Origin of the sequence: Thermomonas sp. LB-4, assembly GCF_036409385.1 — a bacterium.
Classification (GTDB): Bacteria; Pseudomonadota; Gammaproteobacteria; order Xanthomonadales; family Xanthomonadaceae; genus Thermomonas.
Map to the genome: position 1 here is coordinate 1 of NZ_JAXOFT010000015.1, position 23746 is coordinate 23746.

Annotated in this window: 25 protein-coding genes, 1 tRNA gene and 1 riboswitch; of the genes, 15 read left to right on the top strand and 11 right to left on the bottom strand. The window is 70.1% G+C overall.

Features of this window, described 5'->3' with window-relative positions; all coding sequences use genetic code 11:
* The first annotated feature begins 148 nt into the window (after positions 1-148).
* Positions 149-385 carry a hypothetical protein gene (locus SPK54_RS10020; RefSeq protein WP_330947760.1) on the top strand — a complete coding sequence of 79 codons (237 nt, stop codon included), beginning with the start codon at positions 149-151 and terminating at the stop codon, positions 383-385.
* 4 nt (positions 386-389) lie between these two features.
* Here the strand turns inward: SPK54_RS10020 and pnuC are convergent, their stop codons facing one another.
* The 4 genes from pnuC to SPK54_RS10040 all read right to left on the bottom strand — a co-directional run bounded on the left by pnuC (position 390) and on the right by SPK54_RS10040 (position 4642).
* Positions 390-989 (bottom strand): nicotinamide riboside transporter PnuC, encoded by a 600-nt coding sequence (gene pnuC, locus SPK54_RS10025; protein WP_330947761.1) that lies wholly within the window; start codon positions 987-989, stop codon positions 390-392.
* Positions 986-3151, bottom strand: a complete 2166-nt coding sequence (locus tag SPK54_RS10030) for a TonB-dependent siderophore receptor (protein ID WP_330947762.1) — start codon at positions 3149-3151, stop codon at positions 986-988. Before SPK54_RS10030 ends, pnuC begins: the two co-directional genes overlap by 4 nt.
* Positions 3152-3209: 58 nt before the next feature.
* Positions 3210-3305: riboswitch (TPP riboswitch) on the bottom strand.
* 40 nt (positions 3306-3345) lie between these two features.
* Entirely contained in the window at positions 3346-4482 is a 1137-nt protein-coding gene (locus SPK54_RS10035) for a phosphotransferase (protein WP_330947763.1), read from the bottom strand.
* Positions 4483-4566: 84 nt separating this feature from the next.
* Positions 4567-4642: transfer RNA gene (locus tag SPK54_RS10040), tRNA-Phe, on the bottom strand.
* Between the two features lie 151 nt (positions 4643-4793).
* Between SPK54_RS10040 and SPK54_RS10045 the strand changes: the two genes are divergently transcribed.
* Entirely contained in the window at positions 4794-5222 is a 429-nt protein-coding gene (locus tag SPK54_RS10045; RefSeq protein WP_330947764.1) for a DUF6491 family protein, read from the top strand.
* Here SPK54_RS10045 and SPK54_RS10050 read toward each other — a convergent pair.
* The 4 genes from SPK54_RS10050 to ftsY all read right to left on the bottom strand — a co-directional run bounded on the left by SPK54_RS10050 (position 5204) and on the right by ftsY (position 9081).
* A complete protein-coding gene (locus tag SPK54_RS10050; protein WP_330947765.1) occupies positions 5204-5473 on the bottom strand; it encodes an oxidative damage protection protein in 270 nt (89 codons plus the stop codon). The two genes, SPK54_RS10045 and SPK54_RS10050, sit on opposite strands and share 19 nt — an antisense overlap.
* Positions 5470-6603, bottom strand: coding sequence for an A/G-specific adenine glycosylase (gene mutY / locus SPK54_RS10055; protein WP_330947766.1), 1134 nt, complete (start codon positions 6601-6603; stop codon positions 5470-5472). The genes SPK54_RS10050 and mutY overlap by 4 nt, the downstream gene beginning before the upstream one ends.
* Complete coding sequence (locus SPK54_RS10060) at positions 6600-7898, bottom strand: hypothetical protein (protein WP_330947767.1); 1299 nt, start codon at positions 7896-7898, stop codon at positions 6600-6602. The genes mutY and SPK54_RS10060 overlap by 4 nt, the downstream gene beginning before the upstream one ends.
* A gap of 67 nt (positions 7899-7965) precedes the next feature.
* The gene (gene ftsY, locus SPK54_RS10065) at positions 7966-9081 is read right to left on the bottom strand and encodes a signal recognition particle-docking protein FtsY (protein ID WP_330947803.1); all 1116 of its coding nucleotides are present in this window, start codon (positions 9079-9081) and stop codon (positions 7966-7968) included.
* 60 nt (positions 9082-9141) lie between these two features.
* On the opposite strand from ftsY, the gene rsmD reads away from it, so the two are divergent.
* From rsmD to SPK54_RS10100, 7 genes are all read left to right on the top strand, one after another.
* Positions 9142-9756, top strand: coding sequence for a 16S rRNA (guanine(966)-N(2))-methyltransferase RsmD (rsmD, locus tag SPK54_RS10070; RefSeq protein ID WP_330947768.1), 615 nt, complete (start codon positions 9142-9144; stop codon positions 9754-9756).
* A 4-nt stretch (positions 9757-9760) separates the two neighbouring features.
* On the top strand, positions 9761-10261 hold the full coding sequence (gene coaD / locus SPK54_RS10075) for a pantetheine-phosphate adenylyltransferase (RefSeq protein WP_330947769.1): 501 nt from the start codon (positions 9761-9763) through the stop codon (positions 10259-10261).
* Between the two features lie 59 nt (positions 10262-10320).
* Positions 10321-10809 carry a hypothetical protein gene (locus tag SPK54_RS10080; protein WP_330947770.1) on the top strand — a complete coding sequence of 163 codons (489 nt, stop codon included), beginning with the start codon at positions 10321-10323 and terminating at the stop codon, positions 10807-10809.
* Positions 10810-10885: 76 nt separating this feature from the next.
* Positions 10886-11146, top strand: coding sequence for a YfhL family 4Fe-4S dicluster ferredoxin (locus SPK54_RS10085; protein WP_330947771.1), 261 nt, complete (start codon positions 10886-10888; stop codon positions 11144-11146).
* Positions 11143-12867, top strand: a complete 1725-nt coding sequence (gene ggt, locus SPK54_RS10090; protein WP_330947772.1) for a gamma-glutamyltransferase — start codon at positions 11143-11145, stop codon at positions 12865-12867. Before SPK54_RS10085 ends, ggt begins: the two co-directional genes overlap by 4 nt.
* 51 nt (positions 12868-12918) lie before the next feature.
* On the top strand, positions 12919-13809 hold the full coding sequence (locus SPK54_RS10095; protein ID WP_330947773.1) for an MBL fold metallo-hydrolase: 891 nt from the start codon (positions 12919-12921) through the stop codon (positions 13807-13809).
* Positions 13810-13817: 8 nt separating this feature from the next.
* Complete coding sequence (locus SPK54_RS10100; RefSeq protein ID WP_330947774.1) at positions 13818-14204, top strand: MAPEG family protein; 387 nt, start codon at positions 13818-13820, stop codon at positions 14202-14204.
* 7 nt (positions 14205-14211) lie between these two features.
* Here the strand turns inward: SPK54_RS10100 and upp are convergent, their stop codons facing one another.
* Positions 14212-14844: a uracil phosphoribosyltransferase gene (upp, locus tag SPK54_RS10105; RefSeq protein ID WP_330947775.1), complete on the bottom strand. Its 633-nt coding sequence runs from the start codon at positions 14842-14844 to the stop codon at positions 14212-14214.
* Between the two features lie 88 nt (positions 14845-14932).
* Positions 14933-16441, bottom strand: coding sequence for an aminotransferase class III-fold pyridoxal phosphate-dependent enzyme (locus tag SPK54_RS10110; RefSeq protein WP_330947776.1), 1509 nt, complete (start codon positions 16439-16441; stop codon positions 14933-14935).
* A gap of 139 nt (positions 16442-16580) precedes the next feature.
* Between SPK54_RS10110 and SPK54_RS10115 the strand changes: the two genes are divergently transcribed.
* The 6 genes from SPK54_RS10115 (at position 16581) to secF (ending at position 22792) form a co-directional block, all read left to right on the top strand.
* Positions 16581-17012: an Lrp/AsnC family transcriptional regulator gene (locus SPK54_RS10115; RefSeq protein ID WP_330947777.1), complete on the top strand. Its 432-nt coding sequence runs from the start codon at positions 16581-16583 to the stop codon at positions 17010-17012.
* A gap of 57 nt (positions 17013-17069) precedes the next feature.
* Positions 17070-18116: a tRNA preQ1(34) S-adenosylmethionine ribosyltransferase-isomerase QueA gene (queA, locus tag SPK54_RS10120; protein ID WP_330947778.1), complete on the top strand. Its 1047-nt coding sequence runs from the start codon at positions 17070-17072 to the stop codon at positions 18114-18116.
* A gap of 158 nt (positions 18117-18274) precedes the next feature.
* Positions 18275-19402, top strand: a complete 1128-nt coding sequence (gene tgt, locus SPK54_RS10125; protein ID WP_330947779.1) for a tRNA guanosine(34) transglycosylase Tgt — start codon at positions 18275-18277, stop codon at positions 19400-19402.
* Between the two features lie 151 nt (positions 19403-19553).
* Positions 19554-19895, top strand: coding sequence for a preprotein translocase subunit YajC (gene yajC, locus SPK54_RS10130; protein ID WP_330947780.1), 342 nt, complete (start codon positions 19554-19556; stop codon positions 19893-19895).
* 53 nt (positions 19896-19948) lie between these two features.
* Positions 19949-21817, top strand: coding sequence for a protein translocase subunit SecD (secD, locus tag SPK54_RS10135; protein ID WP_330947781.1), 1869 nt, complete (start codon positions 19949-19951; stop codon positions 21815-21817).
* Positions 21818-21829: 12 nt separating this feature from the next.
* Entirely contained in the window at positions 21830-22792 is a 963-nt protein-coding gene (gene secF, locus SPK54_RS10140; protein WP_330947782.1) for a protein translocase subunit SecF, read from the top strand.
* 96 nt (positions 22793-22888) lie between these two features.
* Here secF and SPK54_RS10145 read toward each other — a convergent pair whose 3' ends face one another.
* Entirely contained in the window at positions 22889-23710 is an 822-nt protein-coding gene (locus tag SPK54_RS10145; protein ID WP_330947783.1) for an inositol monophosphatase family protein, read from the bottom strand.
* Between the last annotated feature and the right edge of the window lie 36 nt (positions 23711-23746).

The window sequence follows — 23746 nt, forward strand, 5'->3', positions numbered from 1 at the left end:
CTTCTTCCTCAAGATCCGCGCCGCATTCCCCGGAGTTGGGAGATGAACCTTTTTTCTTGGGCGGCATCCGCCGCCCCGATGTGCCGCCGCCGGTGCGGAGCGGGTGGTGGCGCTAGACTGTCGCCGGTCATCCGCTTCGGCAGCAGGCATGCGCAGTTTCGACGATTCCCACGGGCAGCACTGGCAGGCGGCGCTGCTGGACGGGTCCTACGGCAACGTCATGCTGGTCTTCAGCCCGATGCAGTCGGGCATGATCCGGCGGCGTCCGCTGCAGGTATCGACCATGGCCGAAGCCATGGCCATGCTGGCTGCGATGGACGATGACGGCCTGCGGGCGATGCTGCTGGAGGCCGATCCCTGGGAGCCGGGCGTGGACGGCTTCTGAGAACTCAGCCCGACGTCGCCTGCGCGGCGGCTCCCGCGCGTGTTTGCTGTCGCGCCGCCCGCCGCCAATCGCGCAAGCCCTTGGCGGCAAGCCCCACGAAGCCGATATAGAGCACGGCGGTGACGAACAGCTGCTTGTTCACGAACATGCCGATGTAGACCACGTCCACCGCGATCCACATCCACCACGCCGCGACGTGGCGTCGGTTCTGCCAGAACTGCCCGACCAGGCTGAACGCGGTGAGCATGGCGTCCAGCCAGGGCAGGGAGGCGTTGGTGTAGGTGTGCATGGTGTAGCCCAGCGCCAGCCCGCCGGCCAACCCCGCCAGCAGGTGGATGCCGGCCGAGCGCCCGGCAAGGGGCGCCACCAGAACGTGGCCAGTGGCGTCGAGGTTTCGCAGCCAGCGCAGCCAGCCCGCCACCAGCATCACCACCCAGAAGCACTGCAGCAGCACCTCCGAATACAGCCGCGCGCCGGCGTACACCCAGATGTAGACCGAAACCGACAGCAACCCGACCGGGAAGCACCAGGGGCTGCGCCGCGTGGTCAGCCACACGGCGCTGGCGCTGAGCACCGCCGCGGCGGTTTCGTGGAAGGTGATCACAGGCCCACGCGAACCGTCAGCCGCGCCAGCCGCGGCGCGCCCGGGAACAGGTAGTTGTCGCCCAGCGAGCTGCCCGTGTCGCGCCAGTAGCGGCGGTTGAACAGGTTGTCGATGCCCAGCTGCACCACGAACGCGCGCTCGCGCAGCTGCCCGCGGTAGCGCAGTCCGGCGTCGAACACGTCGTAGGCGGGCACTTCCACCGCGCCGTCCGGGGTGGCCGGGTTGGCCGCGGCGTGACGCCAGCCGGCCAGCAGCGCGAGCTGCGGCATCGCCGGGAGCGCGTAGTCGAGGTGCAGGCTGGCGCGCATCCGCGGCACGTTGACCACCTGCTGGCCGTCGAATGCGGCGTTGCCGGTGTCCTGCGCGTGCGCGCGCAGCAGCGCCACGCTGGCATTGACGCCCAGTGCCTCGGTCAGGCGGCCGTTGGCCGACAGCTCCAGCCCGTCGTGCACCTCCTCGCCGCGCTCGACGAAGGTGAAGCCGGCGGCCGATGCGTCCGGTTGCGCGTACTGATAGGGCTGGCGGATGCGGAACAGGCTGGCGTCCACGTCCAGCCGGTCGTTCCAGCGGTACTTCACGCCGGTTTCCAGCTGGCGGGTGATCCGCGGCGCCAGCATCGCGCCGTCGTTGCTGGTCCAGTAGGGGGCTTCCTTGCCCAGCGACAGTCCCTTGCTGAAACTGGCGTAGACGCGCGTCGCCGCGTCCGGCTGCCACAGCAGCGCGGCCTGCGGCAGTGTTTCGGACAGCCGGGTCTCGCGCTCGATCGCGCCGGCCTTGTTGCGGGCGCGTTCGTGCAGGCGCACCAGCTGCGCGCCCAGCAGCAGCTGCCAGCGGTCGCCCAGATCAAGGCGGTCCATCGCGAAGCCGCTGCGCTGCCAGCTGTCGAGGCGGCGCACCTTGGGGCCGATCTGTTCCGGCGAAGGCGCGAAGGCGGGCGGATCGCCATCGGCGATGTTCCAGCTGCCCACGTATTCGTTGACGTTGCGATGGCGGTCGATGCTGCGGTGGAAGGCGCTTGCGCCGAAGGTGAGCGCATGCGCCACGCCGCCGGTCTGGAAGCGGCCCTCCAGGCTGGCGCGGGCGTTGTCGCCCACGCGGGTGTCGTCCGGGTTGCGGTAGTCGTAGATGTCGTAGCTGCCGTCCGGCGCGAAGTACCAGGGCGGGCTGCCGCTCCAGCAGGCATCCACGTACCAGCAGCCGTAGGCGAAGGCCACGTTGTCGTCGATCACGCTGCGGCTGCGGCCGGCGGCCACGCGCAGCGTCCAGTCCTCGCCCAGGGCGTGGCGCAGGCGCGCGCTGGTGTTGCTGGCGCGGATCGACACCGGCTGCTGCCACGGCTGGTAGCCCAGCATCAGGCTGGGATCCGGGTCCTGCGGCAGCGCCACGCCGCCCAGCAGCTGGTAGCCCGAGACCGAGCGCTGCGCGCTGGTCTGGTAATTGCCGTCCAGCTCCAGCGTGGTGCCCGCCGCGATCTTCCAGTCCGCGGCCAGCGCGTAGAAATTGCGCCGGCCGTCGGCGTGGCGGACGTGCGACTGCATGTCCTCCCACGCCACGTTGGCGCGCAGGCCAAAGCCGGGGGTGAGCCAGCCGCCCACGTCCACGGCCACGTAGCGTGAGCCGCGCGAGTCGGTGCCCAGCGCCAGGTCGCGCACCTCGGCGGGGCGCTTGCTGACGAAGTTCACCACGCCGCCGGGTTCCATCACGCCCGCGGTCACACCCGCCAGGCCCTTCAGCACTTCGACCTGCTGCTTGTCTTCCAGCGCGATCGCCTGCTCGCCGGTCATGGCCAGGTTGTTGGCGCGGTAGCCGGTGCCGGCGTCCAGCGCGAAGCCGCGGATGGCGATGTTCTGGTAGTAACCGACCGGCGCGTAGTTGTCGCCCAGCGAGGCGTCTTCCCGCGCCAGTTCGCTCAGGGTGCGCACCTGGCGGTCGTCGAGCTGCTGGCGCCCGACCACACGGACCGCGGCAGGCGTGTCGCGCGGCGTGGCGGTGCCCCAACCATCGATGCCGGCGTCGCGCGGCTTGTCGTCTCCATCGGTGGTGGCGCGAACCGGCGCGAGGCGGGTGATCTTCGACTGGCCGTCGGCCTCGTCGGCCGGCGCGGCGGTGGCCAACAACGGCAGCAGGGCGAGCAGCAGGGGGGCGGTGCGCAGGGATTTCATCGTCGTCGTCTCAGGGGGGAGAGCGAAGCGACGGCGAACAGCCGTCCGCGCGGGACATGGCTGTTCCAATCAAGCTCCCTACGCCGGTGCAAACCGGATCAGGTTCCAAGGGACTCTCTCAGCCCGGCAACGCCGGGCACCCCCGCTTCAGTCGCCAATTGGACCATGAAAGGCGGCGGGGGGCCAGACGCTGCTCAGGCCGGTGGGCGGATCGCCGCCAGCAAAGCCAGTCCTGGCGGCGTTTCGAACCAGGCCGCATGGGCCAGCAGGAAGCCTTCCCAGGCTTGGTCCGCCTGCGTACGCGCGCCGAACTCGCCCTGGTAATAGTCGATTTCCGACAGCGCGAAATCGATCTGGACCAGCGGCAGCAGGTCGGCCAGCAGGACCCGCTCCGCGTCCGCCAGCGGCAGCACTTCGGCATAGCCACCGACCAGCGCGCGTGCCGTGTCTGGGTGGGCCGCGTCCATCCCGCGCTCCAGTTGCAGCCAGGCCACGGCGTTGCGTTCGATGGCGGTGGCCAGGTCGTAGAGGGCAAAGGTCGGGGCGCACAGGCCGAAATCGAGCACCGCGGCCACCTCGGCGTCCGCGTCCGAGCCGGCCCAGCAGAGGTTGGAAGCATGCCAGTCGCCGTGCGTCCACAGCCGCGGCAGCCCGGCGAGGCGCGGCTGCAGGCTGCGGTGGCGCGCCGCCAGCGGGGCGAGTTCCTCGCGCCAGCCGTCGCGGCCGGCAAGGTAGGCCGCAAGGCCGGGGCGCCAGGCGGTCTGGGCTTCAATGGCTGCATGCAGGTCGGGCGCGCGCAGGGCGTCGTCGCGGGCGACCAGCAGGGTGGCGCTGCGCTGCCTCGCGTCGAAGTCCGCCGCCGCGCGGTGCAGGCGCGCCAGCATGCGGCCGGCGTGGCGGGCATGGCCGAGCTCGCGCAGCGGCGTCCACGAGGGGGTGTCGCGGTAGAGATCCAGGCCGGCGGCCGGTGCATGGACTTCGTACACCCACTCGCCGGCGGGGATCGCGGTCATGCCGGCCGCGTCGGCCAGCACCCGCGGAACCGGGATGGCGCGGCTGCGCAGGTGCTGGAGCAGGGCGTGTTCCTCGCCCAGCGCCGCCAGCGTGCGCACGCGCTGGTGCTGGCGCTTGACGAAGACCTCGCCCGCCGGGGTGCGGACCCGTGCCACCGCTGAGAACGGGCGCGGGCTGCGCCAGAGGATCTGCGCCGGGCCGTGCAGTTCAGGGAAGCGCGCCAGCACTGCGGCCACGTCCGCATCCTCCAGGCGGGGGCGATAGAGGGCGATCTGGTCGCTGTCCCAGCCGTGCAGGGAATGGTTGCTGGCGGTCATGGCGGCCCTCGCTCCGGCGCGGGCGGCGGCCGGCGGATGTCCACAAAGCAGAACGCCCAGCCGGACGAGGACTGGGCGTTGCAATGGTGGCTCGGGACGGAATCGAACCGCCGACACGGGGATTTTCAATCCCCTGCTCTACCAACTGAGCTACCGAGCCATGCTGTGTTGCGAGCCGCGCATGATACGGATCGCCGGCCGGTTGGGCAAGCCATTTCCCGCGCGGCAGCCGCAGGCCCGGCTGGAGCCGCTAAGCAGGCGTTCCGCATCGGTGGGGGAGGATGGCGCTATCCACCGGTCAGGAGAACGCCATGAAAGCGATGGTTGCCGCGGCACTTGCACTGGGGCTGGCGGGTTGCGCCACCGGCCGGCTCAGCGATACCGAACGGCTGGCGCTGTACCAGCAGCATGCCGGCGCCCCAGTGAACCAGATCCGCTATGTCGACCCGATGGGCTGGGATCGCATCGACGACCAGCACGTGGTGCTGCAGATGCGGCCCAACGAAAGCTGGCTGCTGCGCCTGTCCGGGCCCTGCCTGCAATGGAGCAGCGGCTCGCCGTTCCTCGGCCTGTCGTCCTTCAGCGGGATGACCCTTTCCACGTTCGACAAGGTGGTCGCTCCCGGCAGCAACCAGCTCAGCTGCCTGATCCAGGAAATCCGCCCGCTCGACGTGAAGGCCCTGCGGGCGGCCGAGAAGGCGCTGCGCGAGAAAGCCGAGGCTCAGGCTTCCGGCACGTAACCCGGGGGCCTGGCGGCACCGCCCTCGAACAGGTACTTCACCATCTGCGCTTCCAGGAAAGCGCGGTGTTCGGGGTTCATCGGCGAGATCCGGTTCTCGTTGATCAGCATGGTCTGGTGCGCCAGCCAGCGCTGCCAGGCCGGCTTGCCGACCTCGTTGAAGACCCGCTTGCCGGCTTCGCCCGGCCACGGCGGGAAGTCCAGTCCGTCGGTGTCGATGTCGTCCACCACGCAGTGCACCTTGCGGGTCATTCCGTTTGCTCCTGAAGCAGTTTCCGCACCGGCGCGGGCAGGCCGATCGCGGCGAGTTCCGCGCGGTTTGCCCAGCGCAGGTCGGCATTATCGCCGATGGCCGCGCGCGGGCCGTTGACGGCGATCAGCCGCGGGTGGATGCGCAGGCGGAAGTGGGTGAAGCCGTGGTCGAGCGCGGGCAGGGCGCGCGCGCCGGCGAAGTCGCCGTCGAGGTGGCGCTGGAACCACGCCTGCGCCTCATCGACGCCTTCATGCTGCGGCAGCGACCACAGCGAGGCCCAGATGCCGGTCGGCGGGCGCCGCCACAGCAGCACGCGGCCTTCGGGATCTTGTGCGATCAGCATCTGCGTCTCGCGCTGCGGCAGCGGCTTGCCCGGCTTGGCGGCGGGCAGTTCGGCGATGCGTCCCTCGCGGCGGGCAGTGCAGGCGTCCTGCAGCGGGCAGATCGCGCAGGCGGGGTTGGCGCGGGTGCACAGGGTGGCGCCGAAATCCATCTGCGCCTGGGTCCAGTCGGCCAGGCGCGCACCCGGCAACAGCGATCCAGCGATCGACCACAGCTTCTTTTCGACCGCTGGCGTGCCCGGCCAGCCATCGATGCCGAACAGCCGGCACAGCACGCGCTTGACGTTGCCGTCGAGGATCGGCGCGGCATCGCCCCATGCCTGCGTCAGGATCGCGCCGGCGGTGCTGCGGCCGATGCCGGGCAGGGCGACGAGCGCGTCGAGGTCGCGCGGCAGGTCGCCGCCGTGGCGCTCCATGCACAGCTTCGCCGCCGCGTGCAGGTTCCGCGCGCGGGCGTAATAGCCCAGCCCCGACCATAGCGCCAACACCTCGTCCTGCGGCGCGCGCGCCAGCGCCGGCAGGTCGGGCAGGGCGCTTACAAAGCGGTTGAAGTAGCCGGTCACCACCGACACCTGCGTCTGCTGCAGCATGATCTCGCTGAGCCAGACCCGGTACGGCGTGCGCGGATGCTGCCAAGGCAGGTCCATGCGGCCGTGGCGGTCGAACCATGCCAGCAGGCGCGCGGCGATTTCGCCATCGACGCGGCCGTGCGCTGGCTGCGTGGGCGAAGGGTCTGCCGCCGGGTGCTGGCCGGATCGATCTCGGGCGGCCGATGCGCGCGCGCTCATTGTTCGCCCAGCTCCAACTCCACGCCTTCCAGCGTCGCGCCCGCGATTTCGACCTTGGGCGCGGACAGGGTGCCGACCAGCGGCGGCAGCGGCGAGCCGTGGTTGCCTGCATCCAGCCATGCCAGCACCTCGGGCAGGCGGAAGCGCGCATCCAGCGCGGTGGCATCGCGCCGCAGCGACAGCGAAGCGGCGTCGGAAAATGCCATCGCACCGTTGTAGTCCAGCGCGAACGGTAGCGGCGAGGTGGATGCCGAGAGCGGCGCCGGCAGCGCGGGCCATTGTTGCGGCCATCCTGCCAGTGCGCCGTCGAGGTGCAGGCGCAGGCGCCGGCCCGCCGACACGCTGCCGCGCGCCCGCGCGTCCGGTACCTGTCCATCGCCGTCCAGCACCACCGTCACCGGCACGAAGCGCCACGTCGCGTTGTTGAAAGCCATCGGGCCATGCAGCCCCAGCCGGAACGGCGCGTTGGTGGAGCCCGAGCGGTAGCGCCCGGCGATGCCGACTTTGGCCGGCTTGATCAGCGCCGAGTCCTTGCCCAGCCGCAGCGGCCCGGCCAGATACACCTGCGCAGGCACCCGCCAGCCGGCACCGGCCAGGGTCAGCGTGCCCACGCCAGCCACGCCGGTGGGCAAGCCGGACAGCAGGCGCTGCGGATGGGTCACCGTGATGGCGAGGTCAGCGGGGATCGACAGCGGCGCATCGCTGTAGCGGCCGCGCACCTGCGCGCGCAGGGGGCGCTGCGGGTGCAATGCGGGCAGGTCGATGTCGAGGCCGTCGATGCGCCAGTCGTCGTTGTCGATGCGGCCTTCGCGCACGCGCAGGCCGTCGGTCAACGCGGGGATGCGGGTTTCGCCGCCGGGCGGGCGCGTGGCCAGCCAGCGCTGCAGGGCGGGGACATCCAGCACCGGCGCGTCCAGCTCGATGCGCTGCACGGTCAGGTCGGCGCCGCGGGTGCGCAGCGTGCGCCAGGGCAGCGAGACGAACGCGCGCCGCGCCTTCAGCAGTGCGGCGCTGTCGCCGGGCCGCCTGGCTTCCACTTCGCGCAGCACCAGCTGGGGGGTGCCGCGCAGGCGGTAGTCGACCCCCTGTGCGCGCAGCTGCAGGCCCAGCGCATTGCCGGCCAGCGACAACAGCGTCGCGCCCGCGCGCCCGGGCTGCAGCAGCCAGCCGGCCAGCAGCAGGAAGCCGAGCAGCAGGGCGATGAGGACCGCCGCGATGCGCAGCAGCCGCCGCAGCAAGGTCCTGCGTGGGATCGCGCCCGGAGCGCGCTTCATCGGGTCAGCGGTGGCGTCCATTGCGCCCCATCATGTGGCATCGGCCGTTGACGCTGCGCGGGCGTGCGCAGCGGCGCACGCGGCCGGGTCAGGCCCGCCCCAGTTCGGCCGGGAGCAGCGCATCGACGAAGGCCTCGGCGTCGAACACGCGCAGGTCTTCCGGGCGCTCGCCGATGCCGGCGTAACGGATCGGGATGCCGAACTCGCGGGCCAGCGCGAACACCACGCCGCCCTTGGCGGTGCCATCCAGCTTGGTGACCACCAGGCCGGTGACCGGGATCTTCTCGTTGAACTTGCGCACCTGGTTGATTGCGTTCTGGCCGGTGGTGCCGTCGATCACCATCAGCACTTCGTGCGGCGCCTCGGGGTCCAGCTTGCGCAGCACGCGCGCCACCTTGGCCAGCTCGTCCATCAGGCCGCCCTGGGTGTGCAGGCGGCCGGCGGTGTCGGCGATCAGCACGTCCACGCCGCGCGACTTCGCCGCCTGCAGCGCATCGAACGCCACCGAGGCGGCATCCGCGTTCTGGCCCTGCGCCACCACGGCCACCCCGTTGCGCTCGCCCCAGGCCTGCAGCTGCGCGACCGCGGCGGCGCGGAAGGTGTCGCCGGCGGCCAGCATCAGGCTGCGGCCCTCGTCCTTGTAGCGGCGCGCCAGCTTGCCGATGGTGGTGGTCTTGCCGACGCCGTTGACGCCGATGGTCAGCAGCACGAAGGGCTTCTTCGTCGCGTCGATCTGCAGCGGCTGCGCCACCGGCAGCAGCAGCGCGACCAGGTCGGCGCGCAGCCCCCGCAGCAGCGCGTTGGCATCGGCGAACTCGCGCGCCTTCATGCGCTTGCGCAGAGATTCCACCAGCGCGGTGCTGGCGGTCACGCCGACGTCGGCGGTGAGCAGGGCGGTTTCGATCTCGTCCAGCAGCTCGTCGTCGAGCTTGGGGTTGCGCGAGAACAGGCCGCTGAAGCTGCGCGCGAAGGCGCTGCCGCGCAGGCGCTCGCGCCAGCCGGGCTTGCCGGCGGCTGCGGGTTCGGCATGCGCAGGTCCGGCAGCCGCCACTTCGACGACCTCGGGTTCCGGCAGCGGCGCAGGCGCCGACAGCTCGGCAACCAGCGGCGCTTCGGCCGCGGCGGCATTCGGAACAGGGGGCTGGGCCGCTTCCGGCGTGGGAGTTTGCGCGTCGGGTTTCTTGCGGCGGAACCAGCTGACCATGAGGCCGTGGGAATGTCGGAGAATGGCGGCCATGTTAGCACCCGCCCCCCATTCGCCCCGATGAACGCGCGCCCTGGCAAGCAGCCTGCGGGCGGCGTCGGCAGCGTCCGCATCATCGCCGGGCAGTGGCGCGGCACGCGCCTGCCGGTGCCCGACCGGCCCGGCCTGCGGCCGACCTCCGACCGCGTCCGCGAAACCCTGTTCAACTGGCTGCAGCCGGTGCTGCCGGGCGCGCGGGTGCTGGACCTGTTTGCCGGCAGCGGTGCGCTGGGGCTGGAAGCGGCGTCGCGCGGCGCGGCGCATGTGCAGCTGGTGGAGGCCGACGGCGCGCTGGCGCAATCACTGGCCGATGCCGCGGCGCGGCTGGATGCGCAGGGCAGGGTGGCGGTGCGGCGTGGCGATGCGCTGGCCTTCCTGGGCGAGGACGCCGCCGAGCCGTGGGACATCGCCTTCGTCGATCCGCCGTTCGCGGCCGGGCTGTGGCCGGCGGTGCTGGCGCTGCTGCCGGCCCGGCTGGCGGCGGACGCGTGGATGTACGTGGAAAGTCCGGCCGGGCACGCGCCGCAACTGCCCGCGGACTGGGCACTGCATCGCGAAAGCGCGACCCGCGACGTGCGCTATGCCCTGTACCGGCGGGTTACACTTCCGGGCATCCTGAACGCGGCGAACCCTTGACGACATGAGCGCGGCGGCCCGCATCGCGGTCTATCCCGGCACCTTCGACCCGATCACCAACGGCCACCTGGACCTGGTGAACCGGGCGGCGCCGCTGTTCGAGAGGCTCGTCGTCGGCGTGGCTGCAAGCCCCACCAAGGGGCCGGCACTACCGCTGGACCTGCGGGTGTCGCTGGCGCGCGAAGCGCTTGGCCACCACCCCAACGTGGAGGTGCGCGGCTTCGGTTCGCTGCTGGCGCACTTCGTCAGCGAATGCGGCGCCGGCGTGCTGTTGCGCGGCCTGCGCGCGGTGTCGGATTTCGAGTACGAGTTCCAGATGGCCAGCATGAACCGCCACCTGATCCCGGAGGTCGAGACGCTGTTCCTGACCCCGGCCGAGCAATTCGGTTTCATTTCGTCGTCGCTGGTGCGGGAGATCTCGCGGCTTGGCGGCGACGTGTCCGGCTTCGTGCCCGCCGCGGTCGCGGCGGCGCTCGAGGCGCAATGGCGGGGCGGGTCGACATGATCCGCACGCCACACTCCGACGTTGTATCCATCGCCACTGCCATGCACCGGGGAAAGCCCATGAAGATGTTGTCTCGCCTGCTCGTCGTAGCCTGCCTTGCGCTGCCGTTCACCGCCTGCAAGAAGGAAGAGGCCCCCACAACCGAGGCCGTTGCCGCCGTTCCGCTGCCGACCAGCAGCGAGCAGAAGGACTGGGTGCCCTACCTGCAGTACAAGCTGACCCCGCACATGGCCGGCATCAACAACAGCCCGTTCGTGTACTTCCTGCCCAAGGCCGATACCGAGGACTTCGGCGGCAAGTACGAGCGCCAGCTGGAGAAGCTGGAAACGGACCTGGGCCGCGGCATCACCGAGGGCAACATGCTGGTGTTCGCCTCGCCGGCGCCGGAGAAGGAAGTCGAGATGATCGAGACCGCGTTCAAGCAGGTCGCGCCGGGCACCATGAAGGGCGTCAAGGTGGTCTTCATCGGCACCCCGATCCTGGGCGAGCGCGTCAAGGCGGCGGTCGAGCCGGCCGGCGTCAACTACATCTTCGAAGAAGCGAAGTAAGCCCGGCGCCCCGCGCCCGCACGGCGGGCGCGGTTCGGCCAGGTGCCCCGGGCCTTGCCCGGCACGATGGAACCCCATGTCGCTCAAGATCAACGAGCTTTGCGTCAACTGCGACGTCTGCGAGCCGGTCTGCCCGAACAAGGCGATCTCGATGGGGCCGGAGATCTACGTGATCGACCCCGCGCTCTGCACCGAGTGCGTGGGCCATTTCGACGAGCCGCAGTGCGTGGCGGTCTGCCCGGTGGAATGCATCGACCCCGATCCGGAGCATCCGGAATCGCAGGAGCAGCTGCTGGCCAAGCTGGCCGGGCTGCGTGCCCAAGGAGTAACGGAATGATGAAGCGTGTCGCGTCGCTGCTGTTCGCCCTGCTGCTGCCGCTGGCGTCCACCGCCGCTCCCGCCGGTCCGGCCGCGCACCCGCCCGGCGCGGCGATCGCGTCCGCGCATACGCTGGCCACCGATGCCGGCATCGAGGTGATCGGCAAGGGGGGCAACGCCTTCGACGCGGCGGTGGCGGTGTCGGCGGCGCTGTCCGTGGTCGAGCCGATCAGCTCCGGCCTTGGCGGCGGCGGGCTGTGGCTGCTGCACGATGCGAAGAGCGGGCGCGACGTGTTCGTGGACGCGCGGGAGACCTCGCCCGCCTCGGCCACGCCTGACCGCTTCCTCGACAAGGACGGCAATCTGGACCGCGACCGCGCGCAGAACGGGCCGTGGGCGGCGGGCATCCCCGGCCTGCCGGCGATGCTGGTGCACGTGGCGGAAAAATACGGCCGCCTGCCGCTGTCGCAGTCGCTGGCGCCGGCCATCCGCATCGCCCGCGACGGCTTCCCCGTGTATGGGCGGATGGCGCGCGGCTACGCGGCCAAGCGCAAGGTGATGGACCGCTACCCCGGCACCCGCGCGGTGTTTTCGCCGAACGGCAGGCCGATCGCCGAGGGCGACCTGCTGCGCCAGCCTGACCTGGCCGCCACCCTGCAGCGGCTTGCGGCCCAGGGCTTCGACGGCTTCTACCGCGGCACCACCGCGAAGAAGCTGGTGGCCGGCGTCAACGCGCAGGGCGGGCAGTGGCGGCTGGATGAACTGGCCGGGTATTCGGTGAAGGAGCGCGAGCCGATCCGCTTCCGCTACCACGACTGGGACATCACCACCGCGCCGCCGGTGTCTTCGGGCGGCATCGCGCTGGCGCAGATGCTGCAGATCCTCGAGCCGTACGACGTCAAGGCGATGCCGGAGGCCGAGCGCGTGCACCTGGTGGTGGAGTCGATGCGTCGCGCCTTCCGCGACCGCACCTTCTACCTGGGCGATCCTGATTTCGTGCGGGTGCCACAGCGGCTGCTGACCAGCGCCGACTATGCCGCCGGGCTGCGCGCCACCATCAATCCGTCCAAGGCCACCCCCAGCAACCTGCTGTCGGGCCAGCCCACGCCGCTGGAAGACGAGGAGACCACCCACTTCTCGATCATCGATGCCGAAGGCAACCGGGTGGCCGCCACCCAGACGGTGAACCTGCTGTTCGGTTCCGGGCTGGTGCCGCCCGGCACCGGCGTGCTGCTCAACAATGAAATGGACGACTTCGCCCTCAAGCCGGGGACGCCCAACGCCTTCGGGGTCATGGGCTATGAAGCCAACGCCCCCAAGCCCGGCAAGCGCATGCTCAGCTCGATGACCCCGGCCTTCATGGAATCGAAGGACCGGGTGGTGGTGCTGGGCACGCCCGGCGGCAGCCGCATCATCACCATGGTGCTGCTGGGCATCCTCGGCTTTGATGCCGGGCTGGACGCGCAGCAGGTGGCGGCGCTGCCGCGCTACCACCACCAGTGGCTGCCGGACGTGATCGATGCCGAGAGCGGCGCGATTTCCGCCGAGGTGGCGGCGGCGCTGCGGGCGATGGGCCACACCGTCGAACTGCCGCCGGCGGAAGCCGAGGGCGGCCGCGGTTCCAGCCACGTCTGGGGCAACCTGCAGACGGTGGAGTGGGTGCGCGCGGGCAACCTCCTGCGCGGCGGCAGCGACCCGCGCTATCCGGAAGGCAAGGCGGCGATCCTGGCGCAGCCCTGATCGCCCCCTCAGGCGCTGCCCCCCGGAGGGCGGGCGGCGTACACTGCAGCGATGAAACTCTGGTCGATCCTGGGCAATTCGCAGAAGCTCGACGGCGGCGCGATGTTCGGCAACGCGCCGCGCGCGCTGTGGGAGCGCTGGATGGCGGTGGATGCGCACAATCGCATCGACCTTGCCTGCCGCGCGCTGCTTGCCAGCCCGCTTGCCGGCAAGACGGTGCTGTTCGAAACCGGCATCGGCGCGTTTTTCGCGCCGGCGCTGCGTGAACGCTACGGTGTCGTCGAAGATCGCCACATGCTGCTGGAGTCGCTGGGCCGGGCCGGCTTCAGCCACGAGGACGTCGACGTGGTGGTGCTTTCGCACCTGCACTTCGACCACGCCGGCGGCCTGCTGGCGCCGTGGGCGGAGGGCCGCGCGCCGGAGCTGCTGTTCCCCAACGCCACCTTCGTGGTCGGCGCGCGGCACTGGCAGCGCGCGCTGCACCCGCATCCGCGCGACCGCGCCAGCTTCATTCCCGAGCTGCCCGCGCTGCTGGAGGCTAGCGGACGGTTGGAGCTGGTCGAGGGCGATTGCTCGCAGGCGCTGGGCAATACCGTGCGCTTCCACCACAGCGACGGCCATACGCCGGGGCTGATGTTGGCGGAGATCGTCGGCCCGGAAACGGTGGAGGGCCAGCCGCATGGCGGGGTGGTGTTCTGCGCCGACCTGATTCCCGGCCGGCCGTGGGTGCACGTGCCGATCACCATGGGCTACGACCGCAACGCCGAGCTGCTGATCGACGAGAAGCGCGCGTTCCTGGAGGACAAGCTCGTGCGCAACGTGCGCCTGTTCTTCACCCATGACCCGGGCTGCGCGCTGGCGCAGGTGGTACGCGACGAAAAGGGGCGCTTCGGTACCGCCCACGAATACCCCGAGCTGCACGCCCGCAGCCTGTCCGCCTGAGCATCGCGATGCCGAAGATCACCCTGCTGTTCGCCGCCCTGCACGTGCTGCTGATGCTGGCCCTGCTGGTGCCCATTTCCCGCCACCGCCACGCCCACAAGATCGGCCTTGGCGACGGTGGCGACAAGGTGCTGGCGCGCAGGATCCGCGTGCACGGCAATTTCGTCGAGCACGCGCCGTTCGCGCTGCTGGTGCTGGCGCTGCTGGAACTGTGCGGGCTGCCTGCCGCGCTGACCTGGGGCTTCGGCGGTGCGCTGCTGCTGGGGCGGGTGCTGCACGCGCAGGGGCTGTCGCGCGGCGGCGGCTATTCGTTCGGCCGCTTCTGGGGCACCGCGCTGACCTGGCTGGTGTTCCTGCTGATGGCGCTGGCCGGGCTCTGGCTGGCGCTGCGCTGAGCCCTGCTCAATCCACCGGGGTGCCGAACAGCCGGTCGCCTGCATCGCCCAGGCCCGGGCGGATGTAGGCGTTCTCGTCCAGCCGCTCGTCGATGGCGGCGACGTACACCTCGATGTCGGGATGCGCGGCTTCCAGCGCCGCCAGCCCTTCTGGTGCGGCCACCAGGAAGATGCACTTGATCCGCGGGCAGCCCGCCTGCTTGAGCAGGGTGATCGCCGCCGCGGCGCTGCCGCCGGTGGCCAGCATCGGGTCGATCAGCAGCGCGGTACGCGCGTCCATGCGATCGGCCAGGCGCTGGTAATAGCCTTCCGGTTGATGGGTCGTCTCGTTGCGGCGCAATCCGATGACGCTGACCGGCGCCGCCGGCAGCAACTCCTGTACGCCGGGCAGGAAACCGAGGCCGGCGCGCAGGATCGGCACCAGGGTCAGTTTCTCGCTGCGGACGTGCTCCACGTGCAGCGGGCCGGCCCAGGTCTGCACCGTCACCGGTTCGGTTGGCAGGTCGCGGGTGGCCTCATAGGCCAGCAGGCTGGCCACTTCGCCGGCCAGCTGGCGGAACAGCACCGGGTCGGTGGCGATGTCGCGCAGCTTGCCGAGCTTGTGGCGGACCAGGGGATGATCGACGACGTGGGTTTTCATGCCGCCAGCCTAACGGGATGGTCGGCGCAAAAACAGACGGGGCGGCCGAGAGGCCGCCCCGTTGCGTCGTGCCGCTGGCCTGCGCGGCTCAGGCGGCCGCGGCGCGGGTCACCCGCGGGCCTTCCAGCAGCGCGCGCTTGACCACGGCGACCACCAGTTCCAGTTCCTCCCTGGTGACCGCGAACTGCGGGGTGAAGCGCAGCGAGTTCTCGCCGCCGTGGATCACGCCGATGCCGTGCTCGCGCATCCATTCCTCGGTGGAGCCGGCGCCGTAGCCCTTGAACTGCTTGGTCAGCTCGCAGGAGAACAGCAGGCCGGTGCCCTGGACCTTGGTGATCGGGCCGTTCAGCTCCGCCTTCAGCGCTTCCAGCAGGGCGATGGCGTCGCGGCCGCGCTGCTGGATATTGGCGCGCAGCGCCGGGGTCAGCGCGTCCAGCACGGTGCAGGCCACGTCCAGCGCGCGCGGGTTGGCGGTCATGGTGTTGCCGTACAGGCCGCGCTTGTAGATCTCGGCGGCGTGCTGGGTCACGGCCAGCACGGACAGCGGGTACTGGCCGGCGTTGAGCGCCTTGGAATAGGTTTCCATGTCCGGTGCCTCGGCCTGCTCGAAGCCGGGGTAATCCACGATCGACAGATAGCCGGTGGCGCGCAGGCCGGCCTGGATCGAATCCACCAGCAGCAGGCCGCCGTGGGCGCGGGTCAGCTCGCGGGCCAGGTTGTAGAAGTCCACCGGCACGCTGCGGCCCGGATCGCCTTCGCCCATCACCGGCTCGAGGAACATCGCCTCGATGAACCAGCCGTTGGCGTCGGCATCACTGAAGACCTTGCGCAGCGCGTCCATGTCGTACGGCGCCACGGTGATCACCGAATCCTCGCCGCGGAAGCTGGCCAGGTGCTGCAGATAGGTCTTGCGGCTGGAGTCGGAGTACAGCGCCGGACGCTCGGTGCGGCCGTGGAAGGCGCCCTTGACCACCAGGCGCTTGATCGCCTTGCCGGCGTGGCGGGCCCCCGGGTCGGTCTGGGTCTTGGCGTTGGTGTCGACGATGCGCGAAGCCAGCGACACCGACTCCGAACCGGAGTTCAGGCACATGAAGGCGGCGTAGGGGCAGCCGCCGCCTTCTTCGGATGCGCGCGTTTGGCCGATCTCCCGGCGCATCGCCCGGGTGAAGCGCAGCTGGGAAATGCTGGGCGTCATGATGTTGGCCATCGCCTGCGGCTTGGCCATCGCCTCCAGCACCGCCTGCGGCGCGTGGCCCAGGCCCAGCATGCCGTAGCCGCCGGTGTCGTACAGCACCGCGCCCTTCAGGGTGACGATCCACGGGCCGCGCGCGGTCAGCGCCACGTAGGGGTTGGCGGCGTCGGCGGCGTAGAAGTTGACGAAGTCGGCCTGCACCTGCGCGGCCTGCGCGTCCTCGTCCAGCGCCAGCAGCTCCGGGAACTCGTCGCGGACCCGCGCATATTCGGCGACTGCCGCGGCAACGGCTTCGCCCAGCTGCGGGTCGCGCGCGGCGAAGTCGAGGATGACGGCGTCGTCCAGGCCAGGCGTGCGGGCTTTGCCGTGGGCGCGCAGCGGGGCGAGGGTATCGATCAGGCTCATGAGGGTCTCCCGTCCAGGGCCGGGCCGCGGGTCCGCGGCTGGCGAAACCCACATTATGGCGGGATTGGCGTCATTCGGTAGGGTGGATTCGCCTTGTCCGCCGAGCAAATTGGGCGGATCGACGTTATCATCCGGCGATATGCGAATTTCTCCCGCCGACGAACAGCTGCTGTCCCTGCTCCGCGAGGACGCCCGCGCCGCCACCGCCGACATCGCCCGCCGGCTGGGGCTGTCGCGCACCACCGTGCAGAACCGCATCGCCCGGCTGGAACAGCAGGGGGTGATCCGCGGTTACACCGTGCGCATCGACGACGAGCTGGAGCGCAGCCGCATCCGCGCCCACATCCTGATCACCCTGCGTCCCAAGCAGATGACCGCGGTGGTGAAGGCGCTGCAGGCCATGCACGAGGTGCGCGTGCTGTATTCGATCAGCGGCGACAACGACCTGATCGCGCTGGCGGTGACGTCCACGGTGGGCGAAATGGACGTGTTGACCGACCGCATCGGCGTCATCGATGGGGTGGAGCGCACCAATACCTCGATCGTCCTGTCGACCAAGTTCGAGCGCTGACCCGGCGGGCGGCGTCCGCGGGGCCCCCCTACAATGCGCGGTCCCGAACCGCCCCGCATGCCGTTGAAGACCTCCGATTTCCACTACGACCTGCCGCCCGAGCTGATCGCGCAGGCGCCGCTGCCCGAGCGCTCCGCCAGCCGCCTGCTGCACGTGCCGCCGGGCGGCGCGGCGTTCGCCGATATGCACGTGCGCGACCTGCCGACGCTGCTGCGCGCCGGCGACCTGCTGGTGTTCAACGACACCAAGGTGATTCCGGCGCGGCTGCTCGGCGCGAAGGCCACGGGCGGGCGGGTCGAGATCCTGATCGAGCGGCTGCTGCCCGGCAACGAGGCACGCGCCCAGCTGGGCGTGAGCAAGCCGCCGCAAATCGACAGCCGGATCGCGCTGGACGCCGGCGGCGAGGCGGAGGTGCTGGCGCGCCTGGATGACGGCTTCTGGCAGCTGCGCTTCCATGTCGATGGCCCGCTGGAGGCGTGGCTGCAGCACGCTGGCCAGCTGCCGCTGCCGCCCTACATCGAGCGCCGCCCGGATGCGGCCGACGCCGAGCGCTACCAGACCGTGTTCGCGCGGGAGACCGGCGCCGTGGCCGCGCCCACCGCCGGCCTGCATTTCGACGAGGCATTGCTGGATGCGCTGCGCGAGCGCGGGGTCGAGTTCGGCCACGTGACCCTGCATGTCGGCGCCGGCACCTTCCAGCCGGTGCGGGTGGACGACGTGCACCACCACCGCATGCACAGCGAATGGATCAACGTCGGCGCGACGCTGGTGGAGCAGGTGCGGCGCACCCGCGCAGCCGGCGGGCGGGTGATCGCGGTGGGCACCACCGTGGTGCGCGCGCTGGAGAGCGCGCTAGTGGACGGCGAGCTGCGCCCGTTCTCCGGGGACACCAGCATCTTCATCTATCCGGGCTACCGGATCCGCGCCATCGACGCGCTGATGACGAACTTCCACCTGCCCGAATCGACGCTGCTGATGCTGGTGTCGGCGTTCGCCGGGAAGCAGCGGATGTTCGCCGCCTACGAGCACGCGGTGCGCCAGCGCTACCGGTTCTTCAGCTATGGCGATGCGATGCTGCTGTGGCCTGAAGATGCTGGCGTTTGAGTGCTGTTGTCCGTCGTTCCCGCGAATGCTGTTGCCCGTCATTCCCGCGAAGGCGGGAATCGAGCCCCTGCTATCGCCTTTCCGGAATACGAACGTGTCAATCACAGCGAAGAACTGGATTCCCGCCTTCGCGGGAATGACGGCGTGAAGGATCCCCGATGAGCCGAATGCACTTCAATCTCCTGAAAACCGACGGCGCCGCCCGCCGCGGCCGCATCACCTTCCCGCGCGGGGTCATCGAGACGCCCGCGTTCATGCCGGTGGGCACCTACGGCTCGGTCAAGGGCGTGCTGCCGCAGCAGGTGCGCGACCTGGGTGCGCAGATCATCCTCGGCAACACCTTCCACCTGTTCCTGCGGCCGGGGCTGGAGGTCATCGAGGCGCACGGCGGCCTGCACGGCTTCGCCCGCTGGGACGGGCCGATCCTGACCGACTCCGGCGGCTTCCAGGTGTTCTCCCTGGCGCACCGCCGCAAGATCACCGAGGCCGGCGTGACCTTCGCGGCGCCCATCGACGGCCGCAAGGTGTTCCTCGGCCCGGAAGAATCCATGCGCGTCCAGAAGGTGCTGGGCAGCGACATCGTGATGATCTTCGACGAGTGCCCGCCGGTGAACGACAAGCACGGCCAGCCGGTGCACCGGCGGGTGGTCGAGAAGTCGATGGAGCTGTCGCTGCGCTGGGCGGAGCGCAGCAAGAAGGCGCACGAAGGCAACGACGCGGCGCTGTTCGGCATCGTCCAGGGCGGGGTGCACCATGACCTGCGCACGCTGTCGGCGGAGGGCCTGCAGAAGATCGGGTTCGACGGCTATGCCGTGGGCGGGCTGGCGGTGGGCGAGAGCGAGGACGAGCGCAACGCCATGCTCGACCACACCTGCCCGCAGCTGCCGCAGGACCGCCCGCGCTACCTGATGGGCGTGGGCCGGCCGGAAGACCTGGTGGAGGCGGTGTCGCGCGGCATCGACATGTTCGATTGCGTGATGCCCACCCGCAACGCCCGCAACGGCCATTTCTTCACGTCCACCGGCGTGGTGCGCGTGCGCAACAGCCAGTACGAGCACGACCTGCGGCCGATCGAGGAGGGCTGCGACTGCGTGGCCTGCGCCGGCGGCTTCAGCCGCAGCTACCTGCGCCACCTGGACCGCTGCAACGAGATGCTGGGCCCGGTGCTGGGCACCCTGCACAACCTGCGCTACTACCAGCGGCTGATGGCGCAGATGCGCGAGGCCATCGCGGCGGGAACTTTCGCCGACTTCCGCGAGTCCTTCTACGCGGCCCGCCGCGGCTGACACCACGCTTCCGCTTCGCGCGGGCGGCCTGGGACCCGGCGAAGCGCCTCCCCGGCCGGTCCTTCCGGCAGGGGAGGGGCGGGCCCGGACATGGCATAATCCCCGGCTGGCCTCGGCCAGCCCTTTCGTTTTCGCTGACCACGGATTCCCGATGAACCCGCTCGATTTCCTGATCCCCGTTGCCCATGCCCAGGCCGCCGGCGCGCCCGCCGCCCCCAGCATGATGTCGACCCTGCTGTTCCCGGTCATCCTGATCGCGATCATGTACTTCCTCATGATCCGCCCGCAGATGAAGCGCCAGAAGGAACACAAGGCCATGCTCGACAAGCTGGCGAAGGGCGACGAAGTCATCACCAGCGGCGGCATCGCCGGCACCGTGGTCGCCCTGAGCGACGCCTTCATCACGGTGGAAGTCGCCAGCGGCGTGCAGCTGCGCGTGCAGAAGGGTGCCATCGCCAGCGTCCTGCCCAAGGGCACGCTGAAGTCCGCCTGATCCTTTTCCGTTGAACGCAGCGCGCGCCGCTCCGGTGCGTGCGGGGTAGTGCGATGCTCGAATATTCCCGGCTGAAATACCTGATCATGGCGCTGGCGCTTGCGCTCAGCCTGCTGTACGCGGCACCGAACGCGTTCCCGCAGGACCCCGCCGTGCAGATCACCGCCAACCGCGGCGCCAAGGTAGACGGCGCGCTGCAGGCGCGCGTCGAGGCTGCCCTGAAGAAGGCAGGCGTCGCCACTATCGGCACCGAGATCGATCGCGAGGGCAACCTGCTGGTCCGCACCGCTTCCGACCAGGCGCAGAGCAAGGCCGCCGAGGTGGTGCGTGACGAACTTGGCAGCAGCTACGTGGTGGCGCTCAACCAGGCTTCGACAGTGCCGGAATGGATGCAGCGGATCGGGGCCAAGCCGATGTTCCTCGGCCTGGATCTGCGCGGCGGCGTCTACTTCCTGATGCAGGTGGACCGGCAGGCGGCGCTGACCAAGCGCTTCGAGGCCACCGCCGAGGACATCCGCAGCCTGCTGCGCGACAACCGCATCCGCTACATCTCGGTGGAACCGACCGCCGGCGGCACGGTGGTCGCCAAGCTGGCCGCGGGCCAGAACCTGGCCGAGGCGCGCCGCCTGATCGGTCGCGACATGCCGACCTACCAGATCGAAGCAGAAGGGGAGACGCTGAACGTGCGCATCCCGGAAGCCGAGCTGGACAAGATCCTCACCGACGCCGTGCAGCAGAACATCGGCACGCTGAGCAACCGCATCAACGAACTGGGCGTGGCCGAGCCGATCATCCAGCGCCAGGGCGCCGACCGCGTGGCGGTGCAGCTGCCGGGCGTGCAGGACACCGCCCAGGCCAAGCGCATCCTCGGCGCCACCGCGACCCTGGAGTACCGCGGCGTGGTCGAGGGCAACGCCGTCGAGGCGCGCGACACCGGCAACGTGCCGCCCGAGGCGCGGGTTTATGCCCGCAAGGAAATCGGCCCGGACGGCAAGCCGCTGCCGGTGCTGCTGAACAAGCGCGTGATCGCCACCGGCGAGCAGCTGCAGAGCGCGTCCTCGTTCTTCGATTCGCAGAGCGGCACCCCCGCGGTGCGCGTGCGCCTGAACGCGGTTGGCGGCCAGCGCATGTTCGACTACACCAGCGCCCACGTCGGCAAGCCGATGGCGGTGGTCTACATCGAGCGCATCCCCGAAGTGAAGCTCGTCGACGGTCGGGAAGTGCTGACCACCAGGACCAACGAGCAGGTCATCTCGGTCGCCACCATCCAGGGCACGCTGGGCAAGGAGTTCCAGACCACCGGCCTGGAGAGCATGAAGGAGGCTTCGGACCTGGCCCTGCTGCTGCGCGCCGGCGCGCTGGCGGCGCCGATGGACTTCGTCGACGAGCGCACCATCGGTCCCAGCCTGGGCAAGGAGAACATCGATCGCGGCCTGAAGGCGGTTGGGTTCGCCTTCGTCTTCGCCCTGATCTTCTTCCTGATCTATTACCGGGTGTTCGGCCTGATCACCTGCCTCGCGCTGCTGATCAACCTGCTGATGGTGTTCGCGCTGATGTCGCTGATCGGCGCCACCATGAGCCTGCCCGGACTCGCCGGCATCGCATTGACCGTGGGCATGTCGGTGGACGCGAACGTGCTGATCAACGAGCGCATACGCGAGGAGTTGCGGAACGGGCTGCCACCGCAGAAAGCGATCGCGGAAGGCTACGACCGCGCGTCCGGCACCATCCTCGACGCCAACGTCACCGCCTTCCTCGCCGGCCTCGCGATGTTCGCGTTCGGCAGCGGCCCGCTGAAGGGCTTCGGCATGACCACCATGCTCGGCATCATCACCTCCGCCTACACCGCGGTTTCGGTGTCGCGCGGCATCGCCACGCTGATCTACGGCGGCAAGCGCAAGATCAAGTCGGTCGCGATCTAAGGAGCACGCAAGATGAAACCATTCAATGTGTTCCCGTACGACAGCAGCATCGACTTCATGCGGATGCGCTGGGTATCGCTGTCGGTGGCGGTGCTGCTGATGGTGGTTGCCCTGGGTGCGATGGCGACCAAGGGCTTCAACTTCGCGCTGGATTTCACCGGCGGCGTGGGCGTGGAGTTGCGGTACGACAAGGCGCCCGACGTCGACGCGGTCCGCCAGCAGCTCGACGCCGCGGGGTTCGAAGGCGCGCAGGTGCAGAACTTCGGCAGCGGCAATGACCTGCTGGTGCGGCTGCAGGCCGGCGGCACCCAGGAGGGGGGCGCGGACAAGGCCACCAGCATCGGCGATGCGGTCGCGAAGGCCGCGTCGCTGGAAGGAAACCCGGCGCAGCGTCGCAGCAGCTCGGTGATCAGTGCGCAGGTCGGCAAGGACCTGGCGTTGAACGGCGTGTACGCGGTGCTGTTCGTGATCATCGGCTTCCTGGCCTATATTTCGCTCCGCTTCGAGAAGAAGTTCGCGATCGCCGCGATCATCGGCACCATGCATGACGTGGTGGTCTGTTTCGGCTGGTTTGCCCTGTCCGGCCACGAGTTCGACCTCAACGTGCTGGCGGGCATCCTGTCGGTGATGGGTTTCTCGATCAACGACACCATCGTGGTCTTCGACCGCGTGCGCGAGAACTTCCGCAGCCTGCGCGCCGATCCCGTGGAGGTGCTCAACAAGTCGGTCAACCAGACGCTGTCGCGCACCGTCATCACCTCGGTGGTCGCGTTCTTGACTGTGCTTGCGCTGTACCTCTATGGCGGCGATTCGCTGCGCGGCATGGCCGAGTCGCAGATGATCGGCATCGTGATCGGCACCCTGTCCTCGATCTTCATCTCGGGCGCGCTGCTGACCATGGGGCCGCTGCGGGTGACCAAGCAGGACCTGATGCCCAAGGCCAAGGACCACGCCGAGCTGGCGCGCCGTCCGTGAAAGTCCTGCTGTCCCCGCCTCGGCGGGGCGGGGCAGCACAACGCAAAAGGCCGCGCAGCGATGCGCGGCCTTTTGCGTTGGTGCCGGGCGCCGGGGTCAGGCGAACGCGGCGGCGTAGCCGGACTGCACGATCGCCTTCTGCAGCTCGAGGCTGAGTTTCTGGTTGCCCGCCAGCAGCTGGCGGCCATGGATGCCGCGCGCATCCAGCGGACCGGTCTGGGCGCCCTTGAAGTCGCTGACCCGGCCGCCGGCCTCGCGCACCAGCAGCACGCCCGCGGCGATGTCCCACGGCTTCAAGCCGGCCTCGAAGTAGCCGTCGCTGCGGCCGCAGGCCACGTAGGCCAGGTCCAGCGCGGCCGAGCCGGTGCGGCGGATGTCCTCGGCGCTGCGCAGCAGTTCGCGCACGCACTCCAGCTGGGCCGGCGCGGTGGCGCGTTCGCGCGGCGGGAAGCCGGTGGCCAGCATTGCGCCGTTGAGGTCCTTGCGCTCGGACACGCGGATGCGGCGGTCGTTGAGCACCGCGCCGCTGCCGCGGCTGGCGGTGAACAGCTCGTTGCGCAGCGGGTCGAAGATCACCCCGTGCTGCACCTCGCCCTGTTCCACCATGGCGATGGACACGCACCAGTGCGGAAAGCCGTGCAGGTAGTTGCTGGTGCCATCCAGCGGGTCGATCACGAACAGCGCGCCACCCTTGCGACCCTGCGCACCGCCTTCCTCGCCGAGGAAGCCCGCGTCCGGGAATGCGCGGCGCAGTTCCTTGACCACCGCCTGTTCGGCCTGCTCGTCCACTTCGCTGGCGTAGTCGAGGCGATCCTTCTCGATGACGTTGATCGCATCGAGCCGGTTCATGTTGCGCAGCAGCACGCCGCCGGCCGCGCGGGCTGCCTTGACCATGACGTTGACGACGGGTTTTTGCATGGCGAAAGCGCCTCGATCGAGTGAGGTGGAGGGGGC

Excerpts from the sequence above, each read along its gene's own strand:
- SPK54_RS10020 (WP_330947760.1), top strand. The coding sequence starts at position 149 with ATGCGCAGTTTCGACGATTCCCACGGGCAGCACTGGCAGGCGGCGCTG.
- SPK54_RS10030 (WP_330947762.1), bottom strand. The coding sequence starts at position 3,151 with ATGAAATCCCTGCGCACCGCCCCCCTGCTGCTCGCCCTGCTGCCGTTG.
- SPK54_RS10035 (WP_330947763.1), bottom strand. The coding sequence starts at position 4,482 with ATGACCGCCAGCAACCATTCCCTGCACGGCTGGGACAGCGACCAGATC.
- SPK54_RS10045 (WP_330947764.1), top strand. The coding sequence starts at position 4,794 with ATGAAAGCGATGGTTGCCGCGGCACTTGCACTGGGGCTGGCGGGTTGC.
- SPK54_RS10050 (WP_330947765.1), bottom strand. The coding sequence starts at position 5,473 with ATGACCCGCAAGGTGCACTGCGTGGTGGACGACATCGACACCGACGGA.
- mutY (WP_330947766.1), bottom strand. The coding sequence starts at position 6,603 with ATGAGCGCGCGCGCATCGGCCGCCCGAGATCGATCCGGCCAGCACCCG.
- SPK54_RS10060 (WP_330947767.1), bottom strand. The coding sequence starts at position 7,898 with ATGGACGCCACCGCTGACCCGATGAAGCGCGCTCCGGGCGCGATCCCA.
- ftsY (WP_330947803.1), bottom strand. The coding sequence starts at position 9,081 with ATGGTCAGCTGGTTCCGCCGCAAGAAACCCGACGCGCAAACTCCCACG.
- rsmD (WP_330947768.1), top strand. The coding sequence starts at position 9,142 with ATGAACGCGCGCCCTGGCAAGCAGCCTGCGGGCGGCGTCGGCAGCGTC.
- coaD (WP_330947769.1), top strand. The coding sequence starts at position 9,761 with ATGAGCGCGGCGGCCCGCATCGCGGTCTATCCCGGCACCTTCGACCCG.
- SPK54_RS10080 (WP_330947770.1), top strand. The coding sequence starts at position 10,321 with ATGAAGATGTTGTCTCGCCTGCTCGTCGTAGCCTGCCTTGCGCTGCCG.
- SPK54_RS10085 (WP_330947771.1), top strand. The coding sequence starts at position 10,886 with ATGTCGCTCAAGATCAACGAGCTTTGCGTCAACTGCGACGTCTGCGAG.
- ggt (WP_330947772.1), top strand. The coding sequence starts at position 11,143 with ATGATGAAGCGTGTCGCGTCGCTGCTGTTCGCCCTGCTGCTGCCGCTG.
- SPK54_RS10095 (WP_330947773.1), top strand. The coding sequence starts at position 12,919 with ATGAAACTCTGGTCGATCCTGGGCAATTCGCAGAAGCTCGACGGCGGC.
- SPK54_RS10100 (WP_330947774.1), top strand. The coding sequence starts at position 13,818 with ATGCCGAAGATCACCCTGCTGTTCGCCGCCCTGCACGTGCTGCTGATG.
- upp (WP_330947775.1), bottom strand. The coding sequence starts at position 14,844 with ATGAAAACCCACGTCGTCGATCATCCCCTGGTCCGCCACAAGCTCGGC.
- SPK54_RS10110 (WP_330947776.1), bottom strand. The coding sequence starts at position 16,441 with ATGAGCCTGATCGATACCCTCGCCCCGCTGCGCGCCCACGGCAAAGCC.
- SPK54_RS10115 (WP_330947777.1), top strand. The coding sequence starts at position 16,581 with ATGCGAATTTCTCCCGCCGACGAACAGCTGCTGTCCCTGCTCCGCGAG.
- queA (WP_330947778.1), top strand. The coding sequence starts at position 17,070 with ATGCCGTTGAAGACCTCCGATTTCCACTACGACCTGCCGCCCGAGCTG.
- tgt (WP_330947779.1), top strand. The coding sequence starts at position 18,275 with ATGAGCCGAATGCACTTCAATCTCCTGAAAACCGACGGCGCCGCCCGC.
- yajC (WP_330947780.1), top strand. The coding sequence starts at position 19,554 with ATGAACCCGCTCGATTTCCTGATCCCCGTTGCCCATGCCCAGGCCGCC.
- secD (WP_330947781.1), top strand. The coding sequence starts at position 19,949 with ATGCTCGAATATTCCCGGCTGAAATACCTGATCATGGCGCTGGCGCTT.
- secF (WP_330947782.1), top strand. The coding sequence starts at position 21,830 with ATGAAACCATTCAATGTGTTCCCGTACGACAGCAGCATCGACTTCATG.
- SPK54_RS10145 (WP_330947783.1), bottom strand. The coding sequence starts at position 23,710 with ATGCAAAAACCCGTCGTCAACGTCATGGTCAAGGCAGCCCGCGCGGCC.